The organism is Alteromonas naphthalenivorans (assembly GCF_000213655.1).
Lineage (GTDB): Bacteria > Pseudomonadota > Gammaproteobacteria > Enterobacterales > Alteromonadaceae > Alteromonas > Alteromonas naphthalenivorans.
In genome coordinates, this window is the sequence record NC_015554.1 from 2,289,611 (window position 1) to 2,302,031 (window position 12,421).

Sequence of the window (12,421 nt, forward strand, 5' to 3'; positions counted from 1 at the left end):
TGGTAAAGAGTTATAATTTGCTTCGCCAAAAGTAAAAGAACAACTCACTACCATGCCGAGACTAATGCTAACTGATAAGCGGTGGCAAAAGCTACTTCAAGTAATGAAGAGTACAGGCCGCATTTACAATAAACCAGAACATAGAATGACGTTTGAAGGGATACTCTTCCGGCTGAGAACAGGAATTCCTTGGCGTGATTTACCAACAGAATTCGGCGGTTGGAGCGCCGTTTATCGCCGATTCAATTTATGGTCGAAGAAAGGTTTATTGAATATGTTATTCAATGAGTTAGCCAAACTGGCTGATTACGACTGGGTCTTTGCTGATGGTTCGATTGTCAAAGCTCATCAGCATAGTGCCGGAGCAGCTACTAAGGATAATGAGTGCATTAGGAAAAAGCCGAGGTGGTAACTCCACAAAAATTCATTTAGCCGTGGATAGTGGTGGGCTTCCAATTTATTTTGAACTATCAGAAGGCCAGAGAAATGATATAGCTCGGGCTCAAAGTCTGGTTGACCATTTAAGGGAAGTAAACATTTTCGTAGGTGACAAAGGCTACGATAGTGACGCATTAAGAGAATATATTGAAGCCAAAGGAGGTATCTCCGTCATACCGAAACGGAACTATGGCCAAGATATAGACAAAGGCAGCGTTGATTGGTGCCTCTATAAATATCGCCACCTAGTTGAAAACGCCTTTGCTCGAATAAAGCATTATCGTTCAATATCAACGAGGTATGAAAAGTTAGCAAGGAATTATGCCAGCATGGTATCACTGGCATTTTCGATGATGTGGCTACCCATGTACTGCTGAGTGAAATATATGCAGCAAAGATCAACAGGCCCTAGAGATAAACGCACTTTTTACCTGACTAGCTTCTTGGGCTTCATCACGCGCTTCTGCAAGTTGCTTAGTGCGGCTTTGCACTTTCTCTTCAAGCTCTAAGTTATTTTTCTCGATAGCGCGTTGAGTATTACGTTCTTTGGTAATGTCGCGTAAAACCACTGCCACGCCAGAATACTGCCCGTGATCTCCCCAAATGGGAGACACAGTAACCGCTAGGCAACTCTCAATACCTGATGTTTGTTTAAATAAAATTTCGTCCTGAAAATAGCCGGTTCGCGCTACCTCAGAATTTAGATATTTATCCCAAAATATAGAGCTTATCGACGCAAAGGCACTGTAGTGATGACCTAAAATGGTAGAGCTTGGTAACCTAAAAAGTCGCTCTGCGGCCATGTTCCAGCTTTTCACTATTCCCTTGGTGTCGATACTCACTATGGCATCGCTAGACCCAGCGACTATCGCTGCCGACTCTCCCCTAGCCTCTGCCAGCTCAAAGCTCTTTTTGGCACTACGATGAAAAACCAGTAATACCGCGGCGAACAAGAGAGACATTGCAAAAAGAAAACCGTAAACCTCCAATCGTCTTTCATTCATTAAATTAGCAATAGTTTTTGCAGGTAGAGCAAGGTGCACGTATATAAACATAGGGCGAGGTGAGCTACTTACAATGACTCTTCGACTTGCTATGTATATCTCACTTTTCTTCCCATCAGCGCGATTTATTAACAACCGAGCTCCTTCGTATAAGGGCGATGAAAATTCAGTGTGCCACGTTACTTCTGGCGACAGTTCTTTACTGAAACTAAAGCTTTTTTCTGGGTGGTAAATGAAATAGCCTTCATCATCAGTAAGATAAAGTTGTTGGTTAGGAGATACAAACTGCTGCATACCGCGTAACGCTACAGCGGTGTTAACGTTCATAATTATAAAGCCAAATCTTTCGCCATTTTCTCTAAAAATAGGTAAGGATAGACGGTTAACAGGTTTATAAGGAAATTCAACTTTGCCGTACTCTTTATTGAGGCTGATGCCCGACATATAGAGCTGATTTCGAGATAACTTTGCACTTTCTTGGTAATAGTCTCTTTCGCTCTTCTTTTGAAGCTCAACGCTTTCTACTGCTGCAATCTTTATACCATCTCTCTCAACACGCACGAGTTCTTGACCATTGTCTTCAACGCTGATTACGCGAAGCTGATCAACTTCTTCATTATTTTCCAAAAATGCAATAAAAATGATTTCTAAGCGCTTTTTCCACAGTGCGAAGTCGTCTTTACCTTTAGGGTCAATGCCTCCCGCTTCAATAGCACGTGGTATACCCGATATTGGTGGCGTGGCATGCAAAAATTTCAAATTATCAGCATATTGAACCGCTTGGCGTTGTGTAAAGCCCTCTATCTCACTCGTTTGATGATTTAACTGGGACGACACATCATCTAAAACGCTTTGCGAAAGATTGCTTTCGAATAGAAAAGCCACTAATACAGTGACTAGGATTGCCCCAACAACAGCGAAACCCAGCATTTTTTGGGAATACGTTGCTCCCAGTTTCTGTTTTATAACCGCTGCCAAGGTGAACTATATTCCAATTATCTGATATACATTAAAAACTAGTTTCCGATTTGCAGATTGGCAAGTTATGAATCAATTTCATTTTAAATAGCTAGGTTTGGTATTCAAACCCACGCAGTGTACACTGCCAGCATGATGACACTTATTCAAAAATGTAACCTAGAACATGCACGAACCTAGCTTTCTTTGGTACGATTTCGAAACGTTCGGTACCAGTGGACAAAAAGATTTACCTTGTCAGTTTGCTGCCATTAGAACCGATCTGGACTTTAATATTATTGGTAAGCCCATTAATATTATGAGCGCCATTGCGAACGATTACTTGCCCCACCCTGAAGCCTGTTTGGTTACCGGTATTACGCCTCAGCAAACCTTGCGAGATGGCTCGAACGAAGCTGATTTTGCCAAGCGTATTTATCAGGAAATGTCGACGCCCAACACCTGCAGTTTGGGTTTTAATAGCATACGCTTCGATGATGAAGTCGCTAGATTCTTGTTTTACCGAAATTTCTATGACCCTTACTCTAGAGAATGGCGAAACGGCAATAGCCGTTGGGATATTATAGACTTGGCTCGAGCATGCTACGCACTTCGCCCTGATGGCATAAACTGGCCCACTCGCGAAGATGGTACGCCTAGCTTCAAATTAGAGCACTTAACTAAAGAAAACGACATAAGCCACGAAAACGCGCACGATGCATTAAGTGACGTTCATGCCACTATTGCCTTGGCAAAGCTAATCAAAGAAAAGCAGCCTAGGTTATTTGAATATGCTTATTCCCTTCGTAGTAAGCACAATGTGGCTAACCAGTTTGATTTAACTAAGCCTTCCGTACTGTTGCATATTTCAGCTAAGTTGCCTGCTAGCCAAGGGTGTTGTACCTGGATAATGCCTATTGCAAAACACCCGACCAACAGTAACGCGATTATTGCTGTAGATTTATCAAAGCCTATCGATAGCCTACTTAACGATTCTCCCGAAGAAATAAAAGCCAAACTTTACGCGCGTTACGAGCCTGGCAGTGATGCCAATAGTTTGCGCCCCGGGTTGAAGCTCATTCATATTAACCGTTCCCCTTTTGTGACTACCGCAAAAGCGATGACTGAGGACAATGCGCATAGATTAGGGTTAGACAGAGATACCTGCCTTGAAAATTATCGCATTCTGGCACAAGAACGTGACTTAGGCATGAAGCTGTCAAACGTGTATGAAAACGACACAGACGACAAAGAGCAAGATATTGATCACGCGCTTTATAGCGGTGGCTTTTTAAGTACTGAAGACCGCCATTGGTGCGACAAAGTGCTAGCATCAAGCCCAGAACAACTTGGCGCATTAGCTGAAGAGACTCAACATGTCGGCCTTAGGGCTTTATTGTTTAGATATAGAGCACGTAATTTCCCGTCTACACTTACTTATGATGAAACCTTGAAGTGGCAACGACATAGACAAGCGCGTTTAACTGATCCCACTTCGTCAGCATCTATTACGCTTGAACACTATATGAGTACGTTAGAACGCCTTGCTCATGAACATGTTGATAACCCCGAAAAACAAGCTATTTTAAGAGCATTATTTCAATATGCCGAAAACCTTTGACGCGGCGCAATGAAACGCATTACATTAAACTTATGTCTAATGCGTTATCGTTCTCTGCAATAATGTAGAAACACGCTTAAGTCTGCAGCGTTAAGGTCGATATTGACTATAGAAAAGTAAGCAAGACTGCTCAAAGGATGAATGTAGTAATGAACGGCGTAACAATAAGCTTCGATAAAACAAGAACCTATATAAACCTGACGCTAAACCCTTCAGAGTTTTCTAAAGAAATAGACATACGCCAAGTAAAAACGGAGTTAGCAACCGGTGAAACTAAACGGTTATATGTTTCTGATGCGGCTTTAAAATCGGCTTGCGATACTGCTAATCATTACTTCAAAACCGGTGACAACACCGTGGTCCAAGAGCGCGTTGGTGAGAGACGGAACGCCGAAATAGAGTTTCGTATTCCTGAAGACGCAATGACAGCCAACCTTGTGATCACGTCACCCTACGGTGGAAAATCACCCACGATAAATACCATTAAGTCTTTAGCCTTAAAAAACAATATTCATCGAGGCCTTGGCTCACGCGTTATCGAAGCCATGTTAGTGGAAGCACGAAAATCACCTCCAGGCACCATCATCGAGCGTACAGTAGCAAAGGGCCTACCTGCTAGGAATGGCCGTTCATCGCGATTTATACCGTTAGTACCCAATGCGCTTGAACGTATTTTAAAACCGCAAACCAACGAAGGTGAGCGGGTTGATATGCGCAATCTGGGTGAGGTTATCTGTGTAAAAGTAGACACCCCTGTACTTCGCAGAACAGAGCCTACCTTAGGCAGAAGTGGTTTTGATGTGCGCGGTAGCAAGCTCCCTCCCATTCCTGGTGAGTGGGTAGAATTTCGCAAAGGTACCGGTACCGTTCAGGCTGATAACGATCAAAATTTATTAATGTCATCCATTGCGGGTATGCCGAAATACCAAGACCAAACCATGAATATCGACGATACCTATATTTGTAACGGGGTTAATGTGGGTACGGGTCACGTAAATTATGAAGGTGCAGTGCTGGTTAATGGCGACGTAACAGAAAAAATGCAAATAAAAGCAGAGGGTGACGTTACCATAAATGGTTTCGTCGAGTCTGCTCACATTGAGTCTGGTGGCGATATTATTATCACCGAAGGTGCAATGGGGAAAGTCAATGACAGCGCAGGTGAATTCAACTGCCACCTCATAGCGAAAGGCAGTATTCACGTTCAGCATGGTCAAGGTATCGAAATTCACTGTTCAGGCAACATTACCGTTGGCCGTCAATTAGCTTATAGTAAGCTTCACTGTGGTGGCGCCGTTATTGTGGGCCAAATAGACAAACCAATGGGGAACTTGTTTGCTTGCGATATTGTAAGTCAAGATAGAATAGAGGCCGGCACCCTTGGTGCAGTATCTGGTAGCATGCTTAAAGTCGATTTTAGCCCTGGCTTTGCTCAACTACTTGAACGTAAAGATGCGTTAGACGAACTTGTGCGCCAACTACGTGAAAACAATAGCAAGCACAAAGAAAAAATTGATATTTTGAAAAGTAAAAAAGTGCCTAAAGAACTTAAAACAAAAGTGGCTGAGGCGCTTGAAATGTTTAACAACGAAAACGCATTGCTTGATTGGATTGAGTCGAAAGTGCTAGAAATCAGCGATGCAAAAGTTCAGTACCAACAAGATATTAAGCTTATTGCCAATAAGAAGCTGTACCCTGGTGTAACAGCTAAATTGAACAATCGTAATTGGCGCTCAGAGCGTGAGTATGAGCGAGCCCATATTCACTATGACTCGCACCAATGGCATTACGAACCTATTATTTAAAGCGCTAGCAATTGCATCGCAAATCTAAACCGCCAAGCATGGTTTGAGAAAGGTTTACTGCAGCAGGCTAAGCGTCACTTTGTCCCACGCTAGTCTGCTATTGATACCTTCGCTATGCCCAATCTTTTTGAGTGATACAAGGCCTTCGTTGTGCGCTCAAACCAATCGGTGAAGTTTTCACTCTCTTTTAGTTCAGCTAAGCCCGCACTGACTTGCATTTTAGTATTTTTGGTAAGTACGTCTTCGTCGATACATTCCACTAATCGATCAGCGAGAACCCGTCCTGCATCTAAGGCGGTTTGTGGGCATAAAATGATGAACTGCTCACCTGTGAAGCGTGACACAACATCGACTTCTCTTACGGTCGCAAGACATTGGGACGCAACCTGTTTTAAAATATTTTCTCTATCGAACTCGTTTAATTCGCCCCGGCAATCGCGCTTAACCTCAATCTCCACAATAATTAACGATGCAGTAGTATGAAAGCGGTGGAAGCGAGAGATTTCTTCTTCCGCTTTTTGAATCATATGATTGCGGTTGTATAGCCCAGTCAGAGTATCGTGGGCTGACAAAAATTCTAGGGTACGATTTCTGTCTAACAACGTCGTTTGCAACGATTCTATTTCATCATTCTTCTGCTTTGTTAAACGTTTAAATTGTGACACTGTTCTATTGCGCCACACTAAGCAAACAATGGCCAGCAATACGAAGCACGTGGTTACCACAAGTTTAAAATAATTCCGCTCATAACGAACCTGAACGTTATTCCACTGCTTATAAATATCAACCTTTCGATTCTCTGGAATAGTGGCAATTGCAGTGTTCAAGATAGGAATAATGTCGCGAGACGATTTGTTAACACCAAACGCAAGTGAATCGAACGGCTCCGCGTAACCCACAATGCTCACGTTATCTATCTTTTGATTATTGATATGCGTGTTTACGCTTAATAACGAGCCCACCATAACGTCGATGTCTCCTCTTGCCAGTTCAGCAAGCCCCTCACTTTCTGTTTGTACTAACTTAAGCCTTAACTCAGGATAATGCCTAGAAATATACTCTACTTGCCTGTAGCCCTTCACTACCCCAACAGTCCTGTGACCAATGCCTGCGTAACCTTGTAAAATAGGCGTGCCTGAACGGGCAACTAAAATATTGGGTGCTTCAAAGTATGGCGCGGAAAAATAAAGAAACTGTTTTCTAAAGTCAGAAACGTTCAGCATGGAGATAACTTGGCAGGTACCTTCCTGTACGAATGCCAAACTTTGTTCCCATGATTCAGTTGGCACTAGCTTGAAGGTTAAGCCAGAGAGCTCGGAAATAGTATTAATATAATCGGCAGAAATACCAACATGGTTATTATTTCGTATGGCTTCGTAAGGTGCCCAATCGGGATCGACACAATACGTTATCTCACGAGAAGCCGTGTTGTTTGTCGATTGCGGTTGAGAAATATTCTGTTGAAGCGCTTGTGCTGCTATTTCTACTGAGTAAGAAAGCGTAAGCAAAATTGCGAAGAAGACAAGGCGTAAACACCTGAAAGAAATCAAAAAGACCACCTAAATACAAATACGTAAAATGCGAAAAATCGCATACCAGAGTATCTAACTTAGCGCCTGAAAATGCAACATCGGTCTAAACTAAAAAATCACGATACCAACACATTCAGCCAAAATTTAGGCAATTTACCCGCCATTTCGTTTCATAGTTGCTACTTGCTGAAAAATCCGTTTAATTATTCGACACTCGTCAATAATAAAACGAATCTATGCAATGACGAATAATGAACGCTTTGTTAGGATAATTAAAACACAAATGGCACCGGATTGTGGTGCCATTTACTTCAAAGTCATGCTTTTTTGACATCAATCAAGCATGCTGCTTATAGCATTTCAACCGCTAGTGCTACGCCTTCCCCACCTCCAATACATAAAGAGGCAATGCCTTTTTTCGCATTCTTTTGATTTAGCGCGTGCAGCAAGGTAACCAAAATTCGTGCACCCGATGCGCCAATCGGATGACCAAGCGCACATGCGCCGCCTTTTATATTCACTTTTCGCTCGTCTAATCCCAGCTTTTGAACTGCCAACATAGTAACCATGGCAAAGGCTTCATTAATTTCGAACAAGTCGACTTCATCTTTAGACCAGCCTGCTTTAGAAAGCACATTTTCCATTGCTCCAACAGGCGCTACTGTGAAATTTTCTGGCTCTATAGAATGTGTGGCATGGGCTACCACTTTAGCAAGTGGGGCTAATCCCAGCGCGTGTGCTTTAGACTCACTCATCACGAGTAACGCCGCCGCACCATCTGAAATAGAGCTGGAATTTGCTGCGGTTACCGTGCCATCCTTTTTAAATGCAGGGCGAAGGGATGGGATCTTTTCTGGTCGTGCTGAACCCGGGCCTTCGTCAGTATCAACCACTACATCGCCTTTGCGGCCTGAGATAGTCACATTCACGATTTCATCTTTGAAACTACCGCTGTTAATAGCTTCATTGGCTTTTGAAAGCGAACTAAGCGCGAATTCATCCATTTGAGTTCGCGTAATGTTTTCAGCATCCGCAGTATCTTGCGCAAAACATCCCATCGCCTTTCCATCGTAAGCATTTTCAAGACCATCTAACATCATATGGTCGAGTACTTGTCCGTGCCCCATGCGATAGCCTGTTCTTGCCTTTGGCAACATATACGGCGCATTGCTCATACTTTCGAACCCACCAGCTACAACCACTTCAGCGCTACCGGCCTTGATTAAATCGTGAGCCAGCATTACCGCTTTTAAACCAGAACCACACACTTTGTTAATGGTGGTTACGCCTGCGCTAAGAGAAAGGCCTGCGCCTAACGATGCCTGACGAGCGGGCGCTTGACCTAAGCCAGCAGGTAGAACGCACCCCATAATAACTTCATCAACGTGGCTTACATCGAATGTATCGCACACCGACTTAATGGCAGTGGCACCTAGTTCGGTGGCGGCTACCCCAGACAGACTTCCATTGAAGCCCCCCATTGGTGTGCGCTTCGCTGCTACGATCACTACTGTTTCACTACTCATCACTTGACCTCCTAACCACTTGTAATTTATGGAATAATATTCAACTAACTTTACTTTCGTATAAAAATGTAGACACCCATGTTTAGATAAGCGAACTATCTCACATATGAAAAATTGACGTTAGCAAAATGTTACTTTACCTTAACGTAAAAGGTAATTAACGTTAACGTAAACCTCAATATATTTAGTGTCAAGAATCCCCTTTCATTCAGGGAAAGTCTTTTTGTAAACAGCACAAGACAACGACATAAGACCAAAGGTACGTGTTATGAATAACAACGAGAAAGAGTCGGTATTCGCGATAGGTGAACTGGCAAAAGAGTTCGATATAACTCACCGATCCATTCGCTTTTATGAAGAGCAAGGGCTACTTAGCCCAAAGCGTACCGGGCAAAACCGTGTGTATGACAACAAAGATAGAGTGAGATTAATGCTCATTCTTAGAGGGAAACGATTGGGGTTTTCCTTAGCAGAAGTTAAAACCTTATTCGAGATGTACGACACCAATGGCAATTCCGCCGTTCAGCTAGGCACCATGTTGGAAATGACCGCACAAAAACGGGCTGTACTTCATCAGCAACTTGAGGATATTCAAAGCCTGATGCAAGAACTCGATGAAGTAGAAGCGCGATGCCGTGAAGAGCTAGCGGAATTAGAACAAGGAAAAATTGCATGAATACCTCCTACCCTACATTAAACTTTGACCTTGGCGAAGATATCGATTTATTACGCGAGCAAGTCTTCCAGTTTGCACAAAATGAAATTGCCCCGTTAGCAGAAGAAGCCGACGCTAATAACCAATTCCCCAATGCATTATGGCCCAAGCTGGGTGAAATGGGTTTGTTGGGGGTTACGGTATCAGAGCAATATGGCGGCGCCGATATGGGTTATTTAGCCCATACCATCGCAATGGAAGAAGTGAGCCGCGCATCAGCAGGTGTTGGCCTGAGTTATGGTGCGCATTCTAACTTATGCGTAAACCAGATTTTTAGAAACGGCAACGACGAACAGCGAGAGAAATATCTGCCTAAATTAGTGTCTGGTGAGCACATTGGCGCGTTGGCCATGAGTGAGCCTAATGCGGGTTCAGATGTGGTGAGTATGAAGCTGCGTGCACAAAAGCGCGGCGATAAGTATATCTTGAACGGCAACAAGATGTGGATCACCAATGGTCCAGACGCCCATACCTTTGTCATTTACGCAAAAACAGACCCACAAGCCGGACCCAAAGGGATCACCGCATTCATTGTAGAACGTGATTTCCCAGGCTTTACCCGCGCACAAAAGCTAGACAAATTAGGCATGCGCTCTTCAAACACCTGTGAACTTGTATTCCAAGACTGTGAAGTACCTGCAGCAAATATTCTGGGTAAAGAAGGCGAAGGCGTTAGGGTGCTCATGAGCGGGCTAGATTACGAGCGATTGGTACTGTCTGGTGGCCCCTTGGGCATTATGCAAGCCTGTATGGATGTGGTTGTACCCTATATTCATGACAGAGAGCAATTCGGTCAATCTATTGGTCAATTTCAACTTGTTCAGGGCAAAGTGGCCGATATGTATACCCAAATGAATGCCGCCAGAGCCTACGTGTACACCGTTGCAAAATCTTGCGATCGCGGTGATACCACCCGAAAAGACGCCGCTGGCGCCATTTTATATTCTGCAGAATTAGCCACCAAGATGGCCTTAGACGCCATTCAGCTTTTAGGTGGAAACGGTTATATCAATGAATATTCCACGGGCAGATTATTAAGAGATGCCAAGTTGTATGAAATTGGTGCGGGTACCTCAGAAATTCGCCGAATGCTTATTGGCCGCGAGTTGTTTAACGAATCAAAATAATAATTATAACGTGTCAGTTCAGCTTTTTGCTCTTAACGACAGACTGTGCGGCTCATAAGGTCGCACTGAACAAACAGGAGGGGGTATGCCCGTTCTACGTTCAAAGATAAATACAAAATCAGACACCTTTGTTGCCAATGCGCAGCATATGCAAGCACAAGTAAATGACTTGGTTGCAAAAATAGAACAAGTTTCATTAGGCGGCGGGGCACAAGCTGCCCAACGCCATCAATCACGCGGAAAATTACTTCCCCGAGACAGAATTAACGCCTTAATTGACGACAACACGCCCTTTTTGGAAATAGGCCAATTGGCGGCGTGGGATGTGTACGACGATTATGTACCCTGCGCGGGCGTAGTAGCCGGTATAGGTTGCGTGGAAGGTATTGAGTGCATGATAGTGGCTAACGATGCCACGGTAAAAGGCGGCAGTTACTACCCGCTTACCGTGAAAAAACACTTACGCGCACAAACCATTGCAGAAGAAAATAACCTGCCGTGTATTTACTTGGTAGATTCAGGCGGTGCGAACCTACCCTATCAAGATGAAGTGTTTCCCGACAAAGAACACTTTGGCCGTATTTTCTTTAACCAAGCCAACATGTCGGCAAAGAATATTCCACAAATTGCGGTGGTAATGGGGTCATGCACAGCTGGCGGTGCCTACGTGCCCGCCATGGCAGATGAGAGCATAATTGTAAAAGAGCAAGCCACCATCTTTTTAGGTGGACCACCACTAGTGAAAGCAGCGACAGGTGAAGTGGTAACTGCCGAAGAGCTTGGCGGCGGTGACGTGCATACCCGAATTTCAGGGGTAGCAGACCAATTAGCCAATAACGACCATCACGCACTATCTCTTGCAAGAAATGCAGTTTCTAGGCTTAACCGTACCAAACATGTCGCATTGGATGTGGCAGAGCCGAAGCCCCCGCGCTTCGATGCTAAAGAGATTTACGGCATCGTGCCTGCCGACTCAAAACAAACTTACGATGTGCGAGAAATTATCGCACGGGTAGTAGATGATTCAGACTTTGATGAATTTAAACCCTTATACGGCACTACGTTAGTGTGCGGATTTGCGCGCATCTTCGGCTATCCGGTGGGCATCATCGGCAATAATGGCATTTTATTCGGCGAAAGTGCACTAAAAGGCGCACACTTTGTTGAGTTGTGTGCAATGCGTAAGATTCCCCTCGTATTTTTACAAAACATCACTGGTTTCATGGTGGGTAAACAGTACGAACATGGCGGGATAGCTAAACACGGCGCCAAGATGGTTACTGCCGTTGCGTGTGCCCAAGTGCCTAAAATTACCGTATTAATTGGCGGTAGTTTTGGTGCAGGAAACTACGGGATGTGCGGCCGTGGGTACGACCCCAGATTTCTATTCATGTGGCCAAATGCTCGCATATCGGTAATGGGCGGCGAACAAGCCGCTGGCGTACTCGCTCAAGTGAAGCGGGATCAAAAAGAACGTGCAGGTGAAGCCTGGACCGACGAACAAGAGCACGCCATCAAACAACCGGTTATCGACACCTACGAGAAACAAGGACATCCATATTATGCCTCAGCCAGATTATGGGACGACGGCGTTATCGACCCTGCTGATACCCGCACAGTGTTAGGCCTATCGTTATCTGCGGCATTAAATCAACCTATACCCGACACCCGCTTCGGTGTCTTTCGCATGTAGTTG

At 44.2% G+C, this 12,421-nt stretch carries 9 protein-coding genes; 6 read left to right on the forward strand and 3 right to left on the reverse strand.

Translation table 11 applies throughout. From position 1 onward, the window contains the following. Positions 1 to 52 precede the first annotated feature (52 nt). Positions 53 to 815, forward strand: a protein-coding gene (locus AMBT_RS10020) for an IS5 family transposase (RefSeq protein ID WP_167319342.1) whose coding sequence is annotated in 2 segments (ribosomal slippage) — positions 53 to 385 and positions 387 to 815 — 762 coding nt in all. Because the reading frame shifts where the segments join, the coding sequence is not laid out codon by codon here. A gap of 21 nt (positions 816 to 836) precedes the next feature. Here the strand turns inward: AMBT_RS10020 and AMBT_RS10025 are convergent. Further along, positions 837 to 2,420, reverse strand: a complete 1,584-nt coding sequence (locus tag AMBT_RS10025; protein ID WP_148259096.1) for a PAS domain S-box protein — start codon at positions 2,418 to 2,420, stop codon at positions 837 to 839. Positions 2,421 to 2,586: 166 nt separating this feature from the next. On the opposite strand from AMBT_RS10025, the gene sbcB reads away from it, so the two are divergent. Further along, positions 2,587 to 4,020: an exodeoxyribonuclease I gene (gene sbcB / locus AMBT_RS10030; RefSeq protein WP_013784510.1), complete on the forward strand. Its 1,434-nt coding sequence runs from the start codon at positions 2,587 to 2,589 to the stop codon at positions 4,018 to 4,020. Between the two features lie 149 nt (positions 4,021 to 4,169). Continuing rightward, entirely contained in the window at positions 4,170 to 5,825 is a 1,656-nt protein-coding gene (locus AMBT_RS10035; RefSeq protein WP_013784511.1) for a FapA family protein, read from the forward strand. Between the two features lie 89 nt (positions 5,826 to 5,914). Here the strand turns inward: AMBT_RS10035 and AMBT_RS10040 are convergent, their stop codons facing one another. After that, positions 5,915 to 7,375 (reverse strand): diguanylate cyclase, encoded by a 1,461-nt coding sequence (locus tag AMBT_RS10040; protein ID WP_013784512.1) that lies wholly within the window; start codon positions 7,373 to 7,375, stop codon positions 5,915 to 5,917. A 332-nt stretch (positions 7,376 to 7,707) separates the two neighbouring features. Then, positions 7,708 to 8,883 (reverse strand): thiolase family protein, encoded by a 1,176-nt coding sequence (locus tag AMBT_RS10045; protein ID WP_013784513.1) that lies wholly within the window; start codon positions 8,881 to 8,883, stop codon positions 7,708 to 7,710. 268 nt (positions 8,884 to 9,151) lie between these two features. Here AMBT_RS10045 and AMBT_RS10050 point away from each other — a divergent pair, with 268 nt between their 5' ends. The 3 genes from AMBT_RS10050 (at position 9,152) to AMBT_RS10060 (ending at position 12,418) form a co-directional block, all read left to right on the forward strand. After that, positions 9,152 to 9,559, forward strand: a complete 408-nt coding sequence (locus AMBT_RS10050; RefSeq protein WP_013784514.1) for a MerR family transcriptional regulator — start codon at positions 9,152 to 9,154, stop codon at positions 9,557 to 9,559. Continuing rightward, a complete protein-coding gene (locus AMBT_RS10055) occupies positions 9,556 to 10,725 on the forward strand; it encodes an isovaleryl-CoA dehydrogenase (protein ID WP_013784515.1) in 1,170 nt (389 codons plus the stop codon). The genes AMBT_RS10050 and AMBT_RS10055 overlap by 4 nt, the downstream gene beginning before the upstream one ends. Positions 10,726 to 10,810: 85 nt before the next feature. Next, positions 10,811 to 12,418 (forward strand): carboxyl transferase domain-containing protein, encoded by a 1,608-nt coding sequence (locus tag AMBT_RS10060; RefSeq protein ID WP_013784516.1) that lies wholly within the window; start codon positions 10,811 to 10,813, stop codon positions 12,416 to 12,418. The last annotated feature ends 3 nt before the right edge of the window (positions 12,419 to 12,421 follow it).